We start from the raw sequence: 18,708 nt of genomic DNA, 5'->3' as shown, positions 1-18,708 counted from the left end.
GCGGCTTTTTCTTGATGTTGTTTCAAACGTTCCCACATTCAGATCAAATGGGGATTCATTAAAAATCAACGACATTGCCATTGAGGCCCGTGATCAAATCAACGATGATCATGGATGTTGCTGCTATCTCGGATACGAAGAGTCAGATGCCTCCCCGCACAAGGCGGCTTTTCGTGGATCAGATCGGCCTGAACAGGACAGGATGAGAGCACCGTGAAATTCTTCATTTTGAACCAGCGCTACTTCGTGATGACGGGTGTTGTGGTTTTGGCTTTGGCCTCTGTGATCTTGGCGACGGCCGTTGATGTCTGGTTCTGGGTGCCTGCGGTCATTTTCGGGTTGCTGGTGCTGGTTGGCATTCACGACCTGTATCAGAACAAGCATTCCATCCTGCGCAACTATCCGATCAGTGCGCATATCCGCTTCATCCTCGAAAGCTTCCGTCCGGAAATCCGCCAATATCTGCTTGAAAGCGATCAGGACGAAATCCCGTTCAGCCGTCAGGCACGCGGTCTTGTTTATCAGCGCGCCAAGGGTGTCGAAGACAAACGCCCGTTCGGCACGATCGAGGAAGTCTATAAATCCGGCTATTCGTGGATTACCCATTCCGTCGCGCCCAAGCACATCACCGATACCGATTTTCGGGTGCGTGTTGGCGGACCGCATTGCAAGCAGCCCTATGATTGCAGCCTGTATAATATCTCTGCCATGAGCTTCGGTGCGCTGTCGGGCAACGCGATCTTGGCGCTCAACAAGGGGGCCAAGAAGGGCGGATTTGCCCATGATACCGGCGAAGGCAGCATTTCACGTTATCACCGCGAAGGCGGTGGTGATCTGATCTATCAGGTCGCCTCGGGCTATTTCGGGGCGCGCAACGAAGATGGCAGTTTTTCCGAGGAAAAATTTGCCATAACCGCCGCCGACCCGCAGGTCAAAATGATCGAGGTAAAGCTCAGTCAGGGCGCAAAACCCGGCCATGGCGGCATGTTGCCATCGGCCAAAATTACCGCCGAAATTGCCGAGGCCCGCGGTATCCTGATGGGGCAGGATTGCGTGTCGCCCGCCGGACACAGTGTTTTCTCAACCCCGATTGGGCTTATGGAATTCATTGGCCGTCTGCGCGATCTTTCGGGCGGCAAGCCGGTCGGGTTCAAACTTTGCATCGGGCACCGCCGCGAATTCATGTCGATCATCAAGGCGATGCTTAAAACCGGCATCACGCCCGACTTCATCGTCGTGGATGGCAAGGAAGGCGGCACAGGTGCGGCCCCGGTCGAATTTGCCAACCGGGTTGGCATGCCTATGCAAGAAGGCCTGACCTTTGTCCATAATGCGTTGCGTGGGGCTGGTGTCCGCGATCAGATCAAAATTGGCGCGGCCGGCAAGATCGTCTCGGCCTTTGATATTGCTCGAACGCTGGCGTTGGGGGCGGACTGGTGTAATGCCGCGCGTGGTTTCATGTTTGCGCTCGGCTGTATTCAGGCCCAAAGCTGCCATACCAACTGCTGCCCGGTCGGGATCGCGACACAGGATAAAATCCGCCAACGCGCCCTTGATCCGGGTGACAAAAGCGAACGTGTCGCACGCTTCCATAAAAACACCATGCATGCCCTGGCTGAAATCACCGGGGCTGCCGGTTTGACCGATCCGCGCAACTTCATGCCCTATCACTTCATGGTGCGCCAGAAAGACAACGAGTTTGTTGATGGCAACGAAGCCTATCCCTACCTGCCCGAAGGCTTCCTGCTGCAAGATACCGAACTTCCGGAACTCCACGAATGGCATTCCCGTTGGGAACGTGCATCCGCTGAAACCTTCGATCCCAAGGAAATCCCGTTCGGCCCCTATAAACGGGCAAAGGCGATTGCAGGGGAAAAAGCCGCGCAGTAGCATGCTTGCGAACCACACCCCCCAAATGGAGAGGACCAGATAGCACCAATGGTTGTTAAACGGATTGTCTCAAACTTTGCTGTGGATGATATCGCCAAGGCGGTTGCCTTCTACGAGGGCATCTTGGGTCTTGATACCGTGATGGATCATGGCTGGATCAGAACTTTTGCCGCAGCAGACCAAACCATGACCACGCAGGTCAATTTCGCCACCGAAGGTGGATCGGGTACGTCGGTTCCCGACATGTCGATCGAGGTTGATAACCTTGATAGCGTCCTTGGTAAAATGAAGGAGGCCGGGATCACAATCGAATATGGCCCGGCAGAAGAACCATGGGGTGTCAGGCGGTTTTATGTCCGCGACCCGTTTGGCAAGCTGGTCAATATTCTTGAGCATAAATGATCAAAGCCCGGCTTTTGGGGCCGGGCTTTGCTATTAGCGTTGACATAGTTCTGCGCGCACTGCGAGCAATCCTTCACGGGTAATGCGGTAAGGTCCGCCGCCTTGTGAACGGATCAGTCGGCGTTTGCGCAGCTTTTTGAAGACATCAAGCGTACAGGCGGTCAGAAACCAGCCGTCGCGGGTGATGCAATCTGCCTCAAGAACATGGTTTTTGTCGTCCTTGATCACTTTGATCAGGCCGCCTTGTGCGAGTGCATGCAGCACGCGCTGTTCATTCTTTGAAATATTCATCGGTCAGAGTCCGAAAACCAGTTGGGAAAACGGTTTTCGATCGGGACGGGCACAACAGTACCAGTCACGCGCACCCGGTTTAAGGTCGGGCAGGCGGTCCGATCTGCTGATCAGCGGTCTGGAAGCAGGAAAGACGCTAGGCTGTCAAACCGCGATCAGCGGCTGTGCCGGGACTCTGACATAAAATCTCCGATTAAGGTTCGGACGAAAATTGTCCGATTGCGCGCATTTGTCAAGCGGCGCGCTGCATTTCAATCATCGGCACTTTCTGGTCATTGATCGGGCCGGTGACCATAAAGCCGAACTTGCGGTAAAACGCCTTGGCGCGTTCATTGGCCGCCGGGACGGTCAGGCGCACATTGCTGCGCACTCCGCGTTCGGCCAGGGCATCAAGGGCGGCAATCATCAATGCCTTGCCCGCGCCAGTGCCTTGTGCTGATGGATCAACAACGATCCAGCGGATTTCAGGGGCATCATGGATGGCAACGACATAGCCCAGAAGATTATCGTCGCGGGCGGCGACATAGACCGAGTGATTGTCAGACTGCACACTGGCGGAAAAGGCATCAACCGCCATTTCAATCACACTGCGGGCATGGATGCTGGTTGTCTCATCAAGGTCTTCGACCAGACAGCCGAGCTCTATCGTGCGTTCGGAAATCGCACGTATTTCAGGCAGATCGTCTGCGGTGCCTTTGCGTATTTGCATGTCGTGCGCTCTAAGTCATTGTTCTTTCGGGTCTGACCCTTTGAGATCAGTTTTACTCAAAAACAATACCGGGAGGTTAATGACATACTGCCCTCAAGGGTGGGCGGGACAGTTCGGATATGCATAGACAGTCGCTGGGCCAAGCGTTGGTGGGTGATTATTTGCGGCGGCTTTTTTTATCGCGATACATCTCGAGATCGGCAATCGCCATCATGTTTTCAAGGCTTTTATCAAGCGGCTCGAAGAAGACCGACGCACCAGAACTGATTTTCGGTGTTTCGCGGATCGGGGATTTCGCGGTCGGCACGGTAAGTTTGACGTGATCAAGGGCGTTGCGCACCCGGGTGACAATGGTCGTCAGATCGCCGCGATTGCGCACATAGCCCAGAACGGCGAATTCATCCCCACCGATGCGCCCGCAAATATCAACCTCGCGAATACTGTCCGTGATGGCCTTGCCAACTGCGCGAAGGGCGGCGTCCCCGGCGGCGTGGCCGTAATCATCGTTCCAGTGTTTCATGTCATCAAGATCGATAAAGATGATCCCGATATTGTGGTGATAGCGTTTGGCGATGCGGATTTTCTGATGGGCGAGCATCTCAAACCCGGCACGGTTGTTCATGCCGGTGAGCGGATCGGTCATCGAAAGATTGCGCATGATTTCGTATTGCTCATACAGGCGCAAATCGGCTTCGATCAGGTCGCGAAAGACCTCCATCAATTCCTGCAACGGGTTTTCATACTGTGTGGCCTTGGTGTCAAACACGCAAAGTATCCCGAAAACCAAGCCGTTTGGCCACAAAAGCGGCACCCCGAAATAGGAAATATAGCCTTCTTCGACGACTTCGGGATTGTCCGCCCATTCGGGTTTGTTGCTGGCGTCGGGTTCGTAAAAGGCTGACTTTGTGGCGACCACCCGACGGCAATACAAATTGGCGTCAAGCGATTGCGGTTTTCCCGAAACTTCGGGAAACGGATTTTCCGGGTTCTTGCTTGTCAGGGCGGCGCGAAAACCGATCTTGTCATTATATTCGACAACATATCCGGCCGTGGCACCAAGAAGCTGCGTCATCAGATCGACGACACGCTGCCACTTATCAAGCGACGCCTTCATGACCTCGTCCTGAGTGATCCAGTCGAATTTCCTAAGCAAGACCATCGCAAGTGCCTTTGTCCGAGACCGATCAGTCACCCTGATCGCCTTAATATACATTATAGCATGGTATTATTAGGACTATACGAAACCTCTTAACAAAATGCTTTCGCTTCAACATCTTGACGATGGTGTTTCAGTCTCACGTATAGTTCTGCAAAATTAATGGCCTTCAGTGGTTTTGGGTGTGTCTGTCGTGTTTTCGCCCCTTTTTCTTGCGATTGAAACCGCGAGGTTCCAAACTTGGCCGTAAAGCAAGGTTAATTCAGAAAAACAGGAGACGCCCAGATGGCAGACGTGATCGATTATACGATCCATGGCGAAGAGATGCAGCTGGTTGAAATCGAACTCGATCCGGGCGAAGGGGTCCGGGCAGAAGCCGGGGCCATGATGTATATGAGCGACGGCATCGCCATGCAGACCGGTACCGGTGGCGGGCTGTTTTCTGGCTTCAAGCGGATGCTGACGGGTGAGGGGTTCTTTATCACAAGCTTTGTCCATGAAGGAGCGGGCAAGGGGCATGTTGCCTTTGCCGCCCCTTATCCGGGCAAGGTGGTGCCGCTTGATCTGGGTGAACATGGTGGCGAGATCATCTGTCAGAAGGATGCGTTTCTGTGTGCTGCGTCTGGCATTGATATTGATATCGCCTTTTCCAAAAAGCTCGGCGCAGGTCTTTTTGGCGGGGAGGGCTTTATCCTTCAACGGTTGAGCGGCGATGGCCTGGCCTTCATGCATGCGGGCGGCACGATTATTCGCAAGGACCTTAAACCCGGCCAGACGCTTCGGGTGGATACCGGTGCGTTGGTCGCGATGACGCCATCGGTTGATTATTCGATCAAGTTTGTCGGCGGGTTCACCAACGCGCTGTTTGGCGGCGAAGGCCTGTTCGTCACGACCTTGGAAGGACCGGGGACGGTCTGGCTGCAAAGTCTGCCCTTCGCACGTCTGGCGGACCGGATTGCTGCCGCGCTGCCGCAGGATCGCAACAAGGGCTAGGGCGCCGGGCCTTGCATAATCTGATACCGTTTCATGGTGTCAAAAACGGGTGGAGATATCGCCAGAACTTGGGCTTGCGCGATATCTCCACATTCTTTTCAGATCGCGACCGTGAGAATTTTTTGCAAGGTTTGGGCAAAAGGTAATACCAATTTCGGGCATCTCGGCGTAGGGTGTTTGCCAAATTTCTGTCCGGTGCTGTCTTCCCCAAAGATTTGAGGCGCACCGGGAAGCGATAGCCGCCATCAGGACCACACAGGCCGAAAGAGTAAAATCATGTCAGTTCGTCAGTATGAACGTATCGAAACCCCGGAAAGTCTGATCAATGCCTTGCGCGAAATGCTTGGTGATCGGCTTTCAACGGCTGCATCCGTGCTTGAACAACACGGCAAGGACGAAAGCTGGCATGAGGCATCGCCACCCGATGCGGTGGTCTTTGCCCACTCGACCGAGGAAGTAGCCGAGGTGGTCAAGCTCTGTGCCGCCCATGAAGTGCCTATTGTGCCGTTTGGGACCGGATCGTCGCTTGAAGGGCATGTTGCCGCCCTGCGTGGGGGTATCTGTATTGACGTTTCGCAGATGAACAACATCCTTGAGGTCAATAACGAGGATCTTGATTGTCGCGTTCAGGCCGGTGTGACCCGTGAACAGCTTAATGATCATCTGCGTGATACCGGTTTGTTCTTCCCGATCGATCCGGGTGCCAATGCCTCTATCGGGGGCATGACCGCGACCCGTGCATCGGGCACCAACGCCGTGCGATATGGCACCATGCGTGAAAACGTCCTTAGCCTGACCGTCGTGACCCCGGATGGCAAAATCATCAAGACGGCCAACCGCGCGCGTAAATCATCGGCGGGTTATGACCTGACCCGTCTGTTTGTCGGTTCCGAAGGGACGCTGGGTGTCATCACCGAAATCGGCCTGAAGCTTTATGGTATCCCAGAGGCGATGTCGGCTGCTGTCTGCGCCTTCCCGACGGTGGAAGATGCGGTTAACACCGTCATCCTGACCATCCAGGCCGGCATTCCGGTCGCACGTATCGAGTTTCTTGATCCGTTGCAGGTCCGTGCAGTGAATAACTATTCCAAGCTCGACCACAAGGAAGCACCGACCCTGTTCTTTGAATTCCATGGCACCGAAGCCGGGGTGAAGGAACAGGCTGAATTCGTGCAATCAGTTGCCGAGGAATTTGGTGCCGAGGAATTCCAGTGGGCCACCCGCCAGGAAGACCGCAACAAACTTTGGGCCGCGCGCCACAAGGCCTATTACGCGTCGCTTCAGCTTGAACCGGGCAAGGCCGGCATGCCGACCGATGTCTGTGTGCCGATTTCCAAATTGGCCGAGGCGATTTCCGAAACCCGTGCTGATTGCGATGCCAGCCCGCTGACCTGCACGATTATCGGTCATGTGGGTGATGGCAACTTCCACACCCTGATCCTGCTGGATCCCGAAGATCCGGCCCAGATGGAAGAAGCCAATCGCCTGCACAAACGCATGGTCGAACGGGCGCTTAAACTTGGCGGCACCTGTACTGGCGAACATGGCATTGGTTATGGCAAGCTTGATTTCATGGTGACCGAGCATGGCGAAGACACCATTGCCGTCATGCGGGCGATCAAAAACGCGCTTGATCCCAAAGGTCTGATGAATCCGGGCAAGCTGATCCCGGGTCTTTGATATCATCAGACCAATAGGGATATCACATTGAAAACGGGGCCATTTGGCCCCGTTTTTGTTTTCGGATCAGAACCGGAAGGAAAGCGAAAGCGACCCGAACTGGTCCGCCCCGCTTTGGGCGGTGAATTCCGGGGTCCGATAAACATGGGTGTAGGTCAGACGCGCCTGGCCGATGATCACGGCAAGACCGATCTGCAAATCGCCAACCCATGGTTCCTTATCGACCGACGCGCTATCGGCAAAGGTATTGCCATCAAGGGTGATGTCACGCGCGACATAGCGCCCGGCAAAACCGGCAAAGACATAACCGCTTAGCGGGAAGCCATCGGTGTCGGGGACAAAGAAATCCGATCCCGGCAGGCTGGGGCGAATGCGCGGCGGGCCATAATCGGCCGGCAGGTCAAAGCCCATCCGGAACATTGTGCCCAGTTCCGCATTGGTAAAGGCGTTACCCAGCGTCACGGCCCCGTGTGGGGTGGCATCAAATTCGACACCCAACAGATCGGCTTCGAACCAGCCACGATATTTCCGCTCATAGGTCAGGCCAATGATCGGTTCGTTCTTGATCTGATTGTCCCAGCCTTCGGGGTGGGGGCTATTGATTTGCTTATGCACAAACGACTGCGTTTCATCGGCAAGGGAAGCCGGACCAACCACGCCAAGGGTTAGTTCCAGCGTATCAATGCGCGAATAATTACTATCCGTCCCATTTTTCTGCAGACCGGTATCCGACAAAAGCCCGGCCGTGCCATACAGCATCCCGGCCCATGGGCGGTCATTGGGCTGATTTTCCGCAATCGTGATGTCGTCGGGCGTGTACATGGTCTGGCCCAGCGAATAGCTGGTGCGAATGCGCCCCTCGGATGCGAAGAACGGGACTTTCTTGGCAACGTTCAGAAAGCTCGCCGGGGCGTCGTCTTCGGGCGAGATAAAGGCAAGCCGCACACCGTTGGTGTAATGCTGGTCACTGTTTGTCGGCGTGAACAGATCGTTTTCAACCGACAGCGACACACCCCATTTGTCATCCGGGGTCCGGGTCGATTGCGGGCCATCGGCCGTATTGGTTTGCGCAAAAGCCCCTTGGGTGCTCGCAAGCAGCGCGAACAGAGATGCGGAAACGGCGATAACATGGCGGGGCGCACGGGCTTGATGCATGATCAAAAATAACTCGTAAATGCAGATGGTTGCCAGATGCTGATCTGTTGCCGACTGATCTTGGACAATTTATGGCGACGACGCCAGTGAAGTTTGCGGGTGCGTGATCGATATCTCGTCGTCTTATACGCAGGTCAATCGCCACAAAGCTTAAACTGCTGGTCGCGATATTTGTTCCCGTGCATGCATCGGTGCTAGGCAAATTATTTACGTAACAAAAAACGCCGCCCGTTTCAGGGGCGGCGTTTACAGATCAGCTATCAGAGAGATGCTTACGGAACCTGACGGCGCAGGCGGGCGACATCAGCCTGACTTTCATCGATGATCCCGCGATACGCATGCCAGCTTGAAAAGCCCAGAAGCGGCATGGTGATGGCAAGCCCGAACAGGAATACGACCATCCCGCAAGCAGACAGGATGGCAATCACGGCCCCCCAGCCAATCAAAACCTTCCAGTTTTTGCGAAACGCCGAAACGCTGATGATGACAGCGGTAATCACATCGACATCACGATCAACCAGAAGCGGGATCGATACCACCGATACCGCAAAGGCAATCACCGCCAACACACCACCGAGCAAACCGCCAGTAATCAGGAAAGTAATCGCATCGCGCGAGAAGAAGGTTTGCCAGACCAGCACATCAAGCGATGGCATGGTGCCGTTGTAAAACAGGGCAAAAAGTAACATCGCAATGCGCGTCCACGCCAAAAAGAACAGCATCAGCAAAACACCGATGGCGCCGATCTGGCCGGGATTGCGACGAAAACCATTCAGGCTGTGCCACAGGGTAACGTTTTCGCCCATCTCAAGACGGCGACTGGTTTCATAAAGTCCAACCGCAAGCACCGGTGCCAACAGCATGAAGCCAGCCGCAAGTGGCAAGGTCAGATAAGGTTCACCAGAACGGAAAATGCTGAGCACGATCAGCCAGCCGGCAATGGTGCAAAACGCTCCATAGGTCAGGCCGATGGCAGGGGTGCGTTTGAAATCGCGCCAGCCCGCTTGCAGCCAGGCGCCTGATTGGTCGGTGGTGATGGTACGTACAACGATTCCGCGTTGACCGGCGTCGACCGCTTTTTCCGGCGTTTCGATTATTGTATCGGTCATTTTAATCTTCCCTGTCGCGATTGCGTACAACGATCATCCGGGTGGAATGAAAGTCAGGATTGAATTCTTTTTCTGTTTTATAAAATGTATCATTTCGGAGGCCGATTTCCACCATCCAATTGATTTTAAACTACGTATTTCGCCGTTTGGTAAATTCGCAAATGGCGTTAAAGGTTTTCTTTCCGGGTATTCCGGTTCTATTTTTAATGTTTCAAAACAACGCAATATCTGCCGGATGCTTGATCAAAGCCCCGCTTTGACACACATGAAGATGGTGTCGATGGAACACATCGAACGATCCCGGCGTTACGGATGGATCAAGCTTGCCTGAAATTAGCTATAATCTTTGGCCATTTTCTGTTGCGAGAGCCATCACGAGCCTTATGCTTTCGAACAAGAAATCAAACCTTTGTGGGTCGCGGCCTTTTTTGGGCGGGGCGACCATGCGATCTAGCGGAGCCTGACTATTGAAAAAAATCCTTGTCGCAATTGGTGCACTTCTCGTGGTTCTTGTTGCCGCGTTGCTGATCATTCCGTCATTGATCGACTGGAATGGCTATAAGGCCGAGGTCAGCCAGGCTGTTCGCGAGGCGACCGGACGCGAGCTTGATCTTGCGGGCGATTTGTCGATGTCGCTGATCCCGTCTCCATCCCTGTCGGCAACGGATGTCAGCCTTGGCAATGTGCCAGGCGCACAGGATGCCGATATGGTGTCGATTGACGAGGTCCGGGTTTCCGTTGCGCTGATGCCGCTTTTGACCGGCAACGTGCAGGTGACCGAAGTCAGCCTGATCAATCCGGTGATCGCGATTGAGACCTTTGAAGATGGTTCGAACAATCTGGTATTTGATCCAGCGCAGGCCGCACGTTCAGGCCCGGACGCGGGAACAATCAGCACGCCGGGTACGGGTACTGAAAGCACCCCGGTACCAACCGAGAGTGCCGAGGGTACGGCTGATGCCACTGAGAGCACCGACAGTGATTTCGCCAGCACCATTCAGGTCGACCGTCTGGAAATTGAAAACGCGACCATCATCTATCGCGCGCCGGGCTCCGAAGAACGGATCGAGGGGCTTACCCTTGGTATATCGGCAGAGACCCTGAATGGCCCGATGGAGGGTGAAGGGTATGTTTTCTATCGCGGTATTCCGCTGACATTTGCGATGAATGTCGGGCAGATCAGCCAGACTGCACCGTTCCCGGTCAGCCTGAAACTGGGCATTGATGAGGTCGACGGCGGTGTCACCGTTGCCGGACGTGTCGATCTTTCAACGGATAACCCCGGTTTCGACGGCGAGATTGATGGCAATTTCGATGACCTGCGCGAAGCCGCCCTTCGGATTGCAGGCGACGATGCCGACATTCCCGATATCGCGGCCAAGCCGCTTGATCTTGGCGGGCACATCACGGCCAATGCCAAATCGGTGACGCTCAATGATCTGTCGATCCGGTTTGGTGAAACCCGCGGGTCTGGCGCGATTGCCATTGATCAGGAACCGAGCCTCAATGCTGATGTTGCGCTTCGCTTCAACCAGCTTGATCTTGATAGCATCCTTGTTCTGGCCGATATGGGCAATACGAGCGCATCGTCTGCGTCCGGTGATGCCAACAGCACGCAGGAAGCATCAAGTGACGCTGCAGGTAGCGCACAATCGATCCCGTCGCAAAGCTCGGTCAAGAAAAACGGTGCTGCCAATGCACCGGCGATCCCGGCGGATCTGAAGGCATCGATCGATTTCGAAGTTGAAACCCTGATCTACAACCAGACGCCGATCCATAATGCCCGGATCAATGCGGCAATCGCCAATAGCAAGATCACGCTGAACGAAGTCTCTGCCGGTCTTCCCGGCGGGACAGATGTATCTGTCTTTGGCAGCATTTCCGGTGATACGCCGGACTTGAGTGCCGCACTTAGCTATGAAGTGGCATCCGAAAACATTCGTGCCGTCATGCGTTGGTTGGGTGTCGATGTCGACGGGATTCGTGCCGACCGACTGCGCCGGTTCTCCTTGACCGGCGGGATCAAGGGTACATCCGAACAACTCAATATTTCCGATCTTGATCTTCGCGTCGATGATACCGCCATTCGCGGGGCCGTTGTTGCCAATCTCGGTGGATCGGACCTGCCTGCCTTGGGCATTGGTCTCAAGCTCGACCGGATCAATCTGGATCAGTATATCGCAGCTGCGCCGGATGCAGACGTTTCAGTGTCTACGACTTCTGAGGCGGGCGGCAATGCATCGACCGGTACTGCATCATCTTCATCGGATGCGGGCAACACGTCTGCTGCCAAGCAGGACATGGTCAAGATCATCAAGGATGCGCTGGCACCCCTTGAAGGCATGGCCGCCAATTACCGACTGGCCGCTGATGAAATCATTTCCTCTGGCGTGGCGGTACGCGGCATTTCAATTGATGGCAGCCTCAATGGTCCGAATATTACCCTGAGCAATTTTGCGGTTGCCGATGCAGCAGGCCTTGCCGCCAGTGCAAAGGGCGCATTCAACGGTTCGGCCGATGTGCCGGCGTTTGATAATTTGTCCGTGCGTATCACGGCCAAAACGCTGGAGCCGCTGGCGAAGCTGACAGGTATTACCCTTCCGGCACCGGCAAGCAGTTACAAGAGTGTTCAGGCAAATCTGGACCTGAATGGCCCGGTCACCGGGCCGAGCGTTGCGCTTGATGTGTCCAACCCGCTTTTGCAGGTTGCTCTTGATGGCGTTGTCTCGGAAATGCTCGGCAGTAATCCCGGCATTGATGGCAAGCTTGCTGTTCAGGCATCCAGCCTGAACCGTGCGCTGGAGCTTTTGGCACCCACCTACACGCCATCGGGCAATCTTGGCCGACTGGCAGTTTCGGGTACTGTGAAGGGCGATGCAAAGAATGTCGCCGTCGATGGTCTGAAGCTTATCCTCGGCGCATTTGAAACGGCGGGTACCGTGCGCTTTGATGGTTCACAGGCACAGCCCAAGCTTTCTGTCGCACTATCGGGTGGCAAGCTTGTGGTGGATCCGTTCCTGCCAGCAGACAAGCGCGCAAGCCTGATGCCCGGTATGGGCAGTGGCCCGCGCAAGGCGGCATTTAATCTGCCGAAAACCACGATGGTGACCCGCGTTGATGTCCGCGACGGTACGCCGTGGGATGACACGGTAATTGATGTTTCGGCCCTTCGCTCGATTGATGCTGATATTGCGGTTGCCCTGGATCAGCTTGATTTCGATACCTATAGCCTGATCAATCCGGACCTGAAGGCAACGTTGGTTAACGGGCTTCTCAGCATTCCGAGCTTTACCGGGCTTCTGGGGCAGGGTGACCTTGCGATTAACGGCACCTTTGATGCACGTAATACCGATGTGCCCAAACTGGCCCTTGCCGGTCGTTTGGACAGTGCACGGATCGAAAGCCTTGTGCCGATCCGGGTGGCAAGTGACACCATCATTGGCGGACTGGGACTGACATTTGATGCCAATGCGCAGGGCAATACATCCCGCCGTCTGGTGTCGGCCCTGAATGGTACAGCCAATCTGGTTCTGAACAATGTACGGTTCAGCAATGCCGACAAACGGTCGCCGGATCCGCGCCTGAATATCGAGGCACTTCTGCGTCAGGGGCCACAGGCCATGGTGGTTGAAGGGGTTGGTAACAACGATCTTATGCAATCGCTTGAAGCCGACATGACCATCACCAACGGGATTGCCAAAACCACCCGTGTCGAAGCACTGTCGCGGGTCGGCACTGCGGATGCGGATGCGACCCTTGATTTGCCGCGTTGGGTGATGGATACGCAGGCTGATTTCGATTTCTCTGAAAAGATCGAAGAATTGCCGCCGTTCAGCGTCTATGCCAAAGGCAAGATCGATGATCCGGTCATCACTGGACGCATGGACAAGGTTGCCGTTCGGGTTCTCGACAACCTGATCGACAAGGCACTGGGTGGCAGCGGATCAAGCAACGATTCATCGGGAACGGGTGGCTCTGGTGGCGGCTCCGCCGAGGATGCGGCCAAAGGCTTGCTTAAGGGGCTTTTGAACCAGTTCGGTCGCTGATATCAAATCCCTTGAAAATGTTGGAAAACGGCCCCGTTTTGTGGGGCCGTTTTTCTTTATCCTCAAAGACTTATCCGAAGGTCGTCATAAAACAGCAAAAAAACCTTAACAAAGAGGTCCGGCTTCGACATGATCCGCCCGTCGATTCCCTTTGATGGTAACGGTTGATTATGTCGGTAAAGAAAACTGCTCTGGATAAGGATCTCAAGTGGCAAAAACGCATGGATGCGGGGCTGGGTGAAACAGCATCGATCAGTGCGAAGCTTGGTCTGGCGCTTGTCTTCCTGCTTGCCTGTAGTGCGTTTGTCGCCTTTCACATGGGCGGACTGCCGCAAAGTGGCTTCCTGATCGCCGCCGCCGTTATCGGTGGTTATATGGCGCTGAATATCGGGGCCAACGACGTTGCCAACAATGTTGGTCCGGCGGTGGGTTCCAAGGCGCTGACCATGGTCGGCGCGCTTTTGATTGCGGCGATATTCGAGGCCGCTGGTGCGATCATTGCCGGTGGCGATGTTGTCGGCACGATCAAGAACGGCATTATCGATCCCACCCAAATGCCCGATGCCCAAACCTTTGTCTGGGCGATGATGGCAGCCCTTCTGGCAGCAGCCCTTTGGCTGAACCTGGCCACCTGGTTTGGCGCACCTGTCTCAACCACGCATTCGATTGTTGGTGGTGTCATGGGGGCTGGTATGGCCGCCGTTGGCATTGGGGCGGTGAACTGGCCGACCATGGGCACAATCGCCGCAAGTTGGGTGATTTCGCCGGTTCTGGGTGGTTTGATTGCTGCCGGGTTCCTGGCCTTTATCAAATTCCGCATTCTTTACACCGAAGACCGCGTGACCGCTGCGCGTAAATGGGTTCCGATCTTGGTCGGCGTTATGGTCTCGGCCTTCACGATGTATCTGATGATGAAGGGTGTGAAGAAAATCTGGAAGGCCGAAACACCGGTTGTGATCGCCATTGGTGTTGCCGCGTTCTTCCTGACCGTGATCCCGGTTCGCAAGGCCGTCTTCCGTGCCTCGGCCAGCATGACAGGCCGTCGCAAGGAAATCGCATCGCTGTTTCGCATTCCGCTTGTCGTGTCGGCAGCCTTGCTGTCCTTCGCCCACGGCTCTAACGATGTTGCCAACGCGATTGGTCCGCTGGCCGCGATTGTTTCCGGTGTCGATAGTGGTCAGATCGTGACCTCGGCCCCGATCCCGATCTGGGTGATGGTCATCGGCGCGCTTGGTATTTCTGCCGGTCTGATCCTGTTTGGTCCGAAACTGATCAAGACGGTTGGCTCAAAAATCACCAAGCTTGATCCGATCCGTGCCTATACCGTGGCATTGTCGGCGGCCCTTACGGTGATTGTCGCATCTGCACTGGGTCTTCCGGTAAGCTCGACCCACATTGCGGTTGGTGCTGTGTTCGGGGTTGGTTTCCTGCGTGAAAGCCTGTCGCATCGCCGTCGCAAGGTCGCATCGCCGATGTTGGTGGATCGTCCCGAGAACGAACAGGGCGACGAACATATCGAAGCACTTCGTCAGATTGACCCGAGTGAGGCCGAAAAGGCCGAGAAGAAAATGCGCAAGCGTCTTCTGGTGCGTCGTCGTTATGCGGTGACGATTGCAACCGCCTGGGTGGTGACGGTTCCGGCCGGTGCTTTCCTCGGCGCGCTTCTGTTCTTCACCATTCGCGGCATCATGCTGTAACTTAAAACGAATATGGTTTCGCGGCGCGGCGCCCCATTTTCCCCGGGGCGACTTGCAGCGATCTGCAGCGGCGATCAGGTTTTCCTGATCGCCGTTTTTCCTTGACCGGGCCTTGGTCTGCGCGTAAACAGCCGCACCAAAGTTACACAGAATCCGTTCGTGATCGTCGCCCAATATGGTGGGCCGCGAGATTTGTTATGCGTGGGTTCATTTGATGAGAAGGGCTAACAGATGAAAGCGATCATTTTCGGTGTCCTCGCCATGGCGGTGACCGTTGTCGCATCGAACATTCTGGTCGAATACCCGCTGCCCGGCGTTCTGGCGGACTGGCTGACCTATGGTGCCTTTACTTATCCGGTCGCTTTCCTTGTTACCGACCTGACCAACCGCGCACGTGGTGCGGCTGCAGCACGGGTTGTTGTGCTGGCCGGGTTTGCTTTGGCGGTTGTTCTGTCCCTGATCGTTGCGGATACGCGTATTGCCATCGCATCGGGTTCGGCTTTCCTGATTGCCCAGATGCTTGATGTGACCGTGTTTGACAAACTGCGCCGTGCAAGCTGGTGGAAAGCACCGCTGGTGTCGTCTGGCATTGGCTCGGCGGTTGATACCGCTCTGTTCTTCTCGATTGCGTTTGCCGGTACCGGTCTTCCGTGGGATACGTGGGCGATGGGTGATTTCGCAGCCAAGATGATCATGGCGCTGACGTGTCTGGCACCGTTCCGCCTTCTGATGACCGTGGTTACCCCGCGCGCCGATGCGCAACCAGTCCGGGGCTAAGACCGGCCTGATGCATGGCCGGGGCGGATCAGATATGCCTTCCGTGGCCTTGTGATTTCTTCTGAAGGGGCGCATAACACGCCCCTTCATTTGTTTTTTTAATTGAGCGGAATTTCCCTGATCCATGAAAGTCGATCTGTTCGATTTTGAATTGCCGCGCGAACGCATTGCCGAACATCCGGCCAACCCGCGTGATGCTGCCCGTATGCTTGATTTGTCAGGCGAAGGAATGCAGGACCGCATCGTGCGCGAATTGCCCGATATTTTGCGTTCCGGTGATCTGCTGATTTCAAATGATACGCGCGTGATCCCGGCCCGCCTGTTTGGCAAACGTGGGGATGCCAAGGTTGAGGTCACCCTGCATAAACAGGAAGGCCTTGGCACCTGGGTGGCATTTGCCAAACCGGCCAAGAAGCTGCGCATCGGGGAAACCTTCAAGGTCAATGATGAATTCGAAGCCGAAGTTCTTGCCAAGAAGGACGGCGGCGAAGTGACCCTGCGCTTTAACAAATCCGGTGCAGACCTCATTGCGGCTCTTGAAAAATACGGCGTCATGCCGCTGCCGCCCTATATCCGGCGTGATGCCGGTGGCGATGATCAGGACAAATCCGATTATCAGACCATCTTTGCCCAAAAGGATGGCGCGGTGGCGGCTCCGACGGCAGGGCTGCATTTTACCCCGGAACTTCTGGCCAATCTTGATGCACGCGGGATCAATCGCCGCACGATCACCCTTCATGTCGGGGCGGGCACGTTTCTGCCGGTCAAGGTGGATGATACCGACGATCATAAAATGCATGCCGAATGGGGATCGATCAGCAAGGAAATCGCCGATCTGATCAACGAAACCCGCGCCAATGGCGGGCGTGTGGTTGCGGTGGGGACCACGTCGCTGCGTCTGCTCGAAAGTGCGGCGCGCGAAGACGGGGTGGTTGACCCGTTCGAGGCCGAGACCGACATCTTTATCACGCCGGGCTATAAATTCCGCGCAGTGGATATGTTGCTGACCAACTTCCACCTGCCGCGTTCGACCCTGTTTATGCTGGTGTCGGCCTTTGCCGGGTTTGAACGGATGAAGGCGGCCTATAACCACGCCATCGAAAACGAATACCGTTTTTATTCCTATGGCGATTGCAGCCTGCTTGAATGCGCCAACAAAATTGATGCACGGACATAAGAACCGATGACCGAATTTCGTTATGAATTGCTTGCTCAGGATGGCAAGGCCCGTCTGGGGCGCATTCACACCGCTCACGGCGTAATTGATACGCCGACTTTCATGCCGGTGGGAACGGCCGCCACGGTTAAGGGCATGTTGCCGGAAAACGTTGCCGACACGGGTGCGCAAATCCTTTTGGGCAATACGTACCATTTGATGCTGCGTCCCGGTGCAGAACGCATTGCACGTCTGGGTGGCCTCCACAAATTCATGAACTGGGACAAGCCGATCCTGACCGACAGTGGCGGGTATCAGGTCATGTCGCTGGCAAAACTGCGCAAGATCACCGAAGAAGGTGTCACGTTTAAAAGCCATATCGATGGCCGCAAGTTCAACCTGACACCCGAACGTTCGATGGAAATCCAGCATCTGCTGGGCTCGACCATCACCATGGCGTTTGATGAATGCACACCGTTCCCGGCAACCGAACAGCAGGCACGCGAAAGCATGCAGATGTCGATGCGCTGGGCAAAGCGGTCGAAGGATGCGTTTGTTAACCGCGAAGGCTATGCGCTTTATGGCATTCAGCAGGGCAGCGTTTTTGAAAACCTGCGGCGTGAAAGCTCCGAAAAGCTGGCTGAGCTTGATCTGCCGGGCCACTCGGTTGGGGGCCTTGCAGTTGGCGAAGGCCAGCAGATCATGTTTGATACGCTTGATTTCTGCGTTGATATGCTGCCTGCCAACAAGCCGCGCTATTTGATGGGCGTTGGCAAGCCGTCCGATCTTGTCGGTGCGGTGATGCGCGGGATTGACCAGTTTGATTGCGTGCTGCCGACGCGATCCGGGCGCAATGCACAGGCCTTTACCCATCGCGGGACGCTGAACCTTAAAAACGGCCGTCATCGCGATGATGATCGTCCGCTGGATGATCAATGTGGTTGCCCGGCCTGCACGAAATATTCGCGCGCCTATTTGCATCACCTGATCAAGGCGGGCGAAATTTTGGGCGCGGTTCTGCTGACCTGGCACAACCTTGCCTATTATCAGGACTTGATGCGTGGCATGCGCGAAGCGATTGCCGAAGGCGGCATGGACGCCTTCGCACGCGATTTCCATGCCGGACAGGAAGGCGGGGACATTGATCCCGTGCCGATTATCGAGGACTAAGCCATGGCTGATCAAACCATCTACGACAACCTGACCATGCTGGGCGGCGACACCAAGCAGCCGGCATCGCCAGACGAAGCGGTTCTGGAACGCGTACAAAACCCGCAGGCCGGAACCGATTACTGCGTGCGATTTGTCGCACCGGAATTCACATCCCTCTGCCCGATCACCGGCCAGCCGGATTTTGCCCATCTGGTGATCGATTATGTGCCCGGTGACTGGCTGGTCGAAAGCAAGTCGCTGAAGCTTTTCCTGACCTCATTCCGCAATCACGGTTCGTTCCACGAAGATTGCACGATCAAGGTCGGGAAGCGGATTGTCGAAACCCTTGATCCGAAATGGCTGCGTATCGGTGGATATTGGTATCCGCGCGGCGGCATTCCGATTGACGTGTTCTATCAGACCGGCCCGGCCCCCGAAGGTGTCTGGATCCCCGAACAGGGCGTAGCCCCTTATCGCGGGCGCGGCTAGAACCTG

15 protein-coding genes are annotated in these 18,708 nt (G+C 55.4%); 10 read left to right on the top strand and 5 right to left on the bottom strand.

All coding sequences use genetic code 11. The features are described 5' to 3' along the window. Positions 1–213 precede the first annotated feature (213 nt). Positions 214–1,890 carry an FMN-binding glutamate synthase family protein gene (locus FHI25_RS00905; protein WP_210514168.1) on the top strand — a complete coding sequence of 559 codons (1,677 nt, stop codon included), beginning with the start codon at positions 214–216 and terminating at the stop codon, positions 1,888–1,890. Positions 1,891–1,938: 48 nt separating this feature from the next. Then, positions 1,939–2,292, top strand: a complete 354-nt coding sequence (locus FHI25_RS00900; RefSeq protein ID WP_210514163.1) for a VOC family protein — start codon at positions 1,939–1,941, stop codon at positions 2,290–2,292. A gap of 33 nt (positions 2,293–2,325) precedes the next feature. On the opposite strand, the gene FHI25_RS00895 is transcribed toward FHI25_RS00900, so the two are convergent. From FHI25_RS00895 to FHI25_RS00885, 3 genes are all read right to left on the bottom strand, one after another. Beyond that, positions 2,326–2,583, bottom strand: a complete 258-nt coding sequence (locus tag FHI25_RS00895) for a YjhX family toxin (RefSeq protein ID WP_063088860.1) — start codon at positions 2,581–2,583, stop codon at positions 2,326–2,328. 232 nt (positions 2,584–2,815) lie between these two features. Beyond that, positions 2,816–3,292 carry a GNAT family N-acetyltransferase gene (locus FHI25_RS00890; RefSeq protein WP_064779575.1) on the bottom strand — a complete coding sequence of 159 codons (477 nt, stop codon included), beginning with the start codon at positions 3,290–3,292 and terminating at the stop codon, positions 2,816–2,818. A 157-nt stretch (positions 3,293–3,449) separates the two neighbouring features. After that, complete coding sequence (locus FHI25_RS00885; RefSeq protein ID WP_349237942.1) at positions 3,450–4,484, bottom strand: sensor domain-containing diguanylate cyclase; 1,035 nt, start codon at positions 4,482–4,484, stop codon at positions 3,450–3,452. Positions 4,485–4,733: 249 nt separating this feature from the next. Between FHI25_RS00885 and FHI25_RS00880 the strand changes: the two genes are divergently transcribed. After that, positions 4,734–5,441 carry a TIGR00266 family protein gene (locus FHI25_RS00880; protein ID WP_210514158.1) on the top strand — a complete coding sequence of 236 codons (708 nt, stop codon included), beginning with the start codon at positions 4,734–4,736 and terminating at the stop codon, positions 5,439–5,441. A gap of 276 nt (positions 5,442–5,717) precedes the next feature. After that, entirely contained in the window at positions 5,718–7,121 is a 1,404-nt protein-coding gene (locus tag FHI25_RS00875) for an FAD-linked oxidase C-terminal domain-containing protein (RefSeq protein ID WP_008889628.1), read from the top strand. Between the two features lie 66 nt (positions 7,122–7,187). On the opposite strand, the gene FHI25_RS00870 is transcribed toward FHI25_RS00875, so the two are convergent. Continuing rightward, entirely contained in the window at positions 7,188–8,276 is a 1,089-nt protein-coding gene (locus FHI25_RS00870) for a lipid A deacylase LpxR family protein (RefSeq protein ID WP_210514156.1), read from the bottom strand. 272 nt (positions 8,277–8,548) lie between these two features. After that, entirely contained in the window at positions 8,549–9,385 is an 837-nt protein-coding gene (locus FHI25_RS00865; RefSeq protein ID WP_064779571.1) for a DUF2189 domain-containing protein, read from the bottom strand. 467 nt (positions 9,386–9,852) lie between these two features. Here FHI25_RS00865 and FHI25_RS00860 point away from each other — a divergent pair, with 467 nt between their 5' ends. From FHI25_RS00860 to queF, 6 genes are all read left to right on the top strand, one after another. Beyond that, positions 9,853–13,431 carry an AsmA family protein gene (locus FHI25_RS00860; RefSeq protein WP_210514154.1) on the top strand — a complete coding sequence of 1,193 codons (3,579 nt, stop codon included), beginning with the start codon at positions 9,853–9,855 and terminating at the stop codon, positions 13,429–13,431. Positions 13,432–13,601: 170 nt separating this feature from the next. Beyond that, positions 13,602–15,128: an inorganic phosphate transporter gene (locus FHI25_RS00855; RefSeq protein WP_040822812.1), complete on the top strand. Its 1,527-nt coding sequence runs from the start codon at positions 13,602–13,604 to the stop codon at positions 15,126–15,128. 231 nt (positions 15,129–15,359) lie between these two features. After that, positions 15,360–15,905 carry a VUT family protein gene (locus FHI25_RS00850; protein WP_210514152.1) on the top strand — a complete coding sequence of 182 codons (546 nt, stop codon included), beginning with the start codon at positions 15,360–15,362 and terminating at the stop codon, positions 15,903–15,905. Between the two features lie 124 nt (positions 15,906–16,029). Then, entirely contained in the window at positions 16,030–17,082 is a 1,053-nt protein-coding gene (gene queA, locus FHI25_RS00845) for a tRNA preQ1(34) S-adenosylmethionine ribosyltransferase-isomerase QueA (RefSeq protein ID WP_210514150.1), read from the top strand. 6 nt (positions 17,083–17,088) lie between these two features. Continuing rightward, positions 17,089–18,231, top strand: coding sequence for a tRNA guanosine(34) transglycosylase Tgt (tgt, locus tag FHI25_RS00840; protein ID WP_210514148.1), 1,143 nt, complete (start codon positions 17,089–17,091; stop codon positions 18,229–18,231). Positions 18,232–18,234: 3 nt separating this feature from the next. Continuing rightward, positions 18,235–18,702, top strand: coding sequence for a preQ(1) synthase (gene queF, locus FHI25_RS00835; protein ID WP_008889637.1), 468 nt, complete (start codon positions 18,235–18,237; stop codon positions 18,700–18,702). Positions 18,703–18,708: the final 6 nt, after the last annotated feature.

It is taken from the genome of Thalassospira sp. ER-Se-21-Dark (genome assembly GCF_017922435.1).
GTDB lineage: Bacteria > Pseudomonadota > Alphaproteobacteria > Rhodospirillales > Thalassospiraceae > Thalassospira.
This window is presented reverse-complemented; position numbering and strand designations above follow the sequence as displayed.

What these genes read in the sequence shown, in the direction of transcription:
- FHI25_RS00855 (WP_040822812.1), top strand. Translation starts at nt 13,602, where the DNA reads ATGTCGGTAAAGAAAACTGCTCTGGATAAGGATCTCAAGTGGCAAAAA.
- FHI25_RS00870 (WP_210514156.1), bottom strand. Translation starts at nt 8,276, where the DNA reads ATGCATCAAGCCCGTGCGCCCCGCCATGTTATCGCCGTTTCCGCATCT.
- FHI25_RS00880 (WP_210514158.1), top strand. Translation starts at nt 4,734, where the DNA reads ATGGCAGACGTGATCGATTATACGATCCATGGCGAAGAGATGCAGCTG.
- queA (WP_210514150.1), top strand. Translation starts at nt 16,030, where the DNA reads ATGAAAGTCGATCTGTTCGATTTTGAATTGCCGCGCGAACGCATTGCC.
- queF (WP_008889637.1), top strand. Translation starts at nt 18,235, where the DNA reads ATGGCTGATCAAACCATCTACGACAACCTGACCATGCTGGGCGGCGAC.
- FHI25_RS00865 (WP_064779571.1), bottom strand. Translation starts at nt 9,385, where the DNA reads ATGACCGATACAATAATCGAAACGCCGGAAAAAGCGGTCGACGCCGGT.
- FHI25_RS00900 (WP_210514163.1), top strand. Translation starts at nt 1,939, where the DNA reads ATGGTTGTTAAACGGATTGTCTCAAACTTTGCTGTGGATGATATCGCC.
- FHI25_RS00875 (WP_008889628.1), top strand. Translation starts at nt 5,718, where the DNA reads ATGTCAGTTCGTCAGTATGAACGTATCGAAACCCCGGAAAGTCTGATC.
- FHI25_RS00850 (WP_210514152.1), top strand. Translation starts at nt 15,360, where the DNA reads ATGAAAGCGATCATTTTCGGTGTCCTCGCCATGGCGGTGACCGTTGTC.
- tgt (WP_210514148.1), top strand. Translation starts at nt 17,089, where the DNA reads ATGACCGAATTTCGTTATGAATTGCTTGCTCAGGATGGCAAGGCCCGT.
- FHI25_RS00895 (WP_063088860.1), bottom strand. Translation starts at nt 2,583, where the DNA reads ATGAATATTTCAAAGAATGAACAGCGCGTGCTGCATGCACTCGCACAA.
- FHI25_RS00890 (WP_064779575.1), bottom strand. Translation starts at nt 3,292, where the DNA reads ATGCAAATACGCAAAGGCACCGCAGACGATCTGCCTGAAATACGTGCG.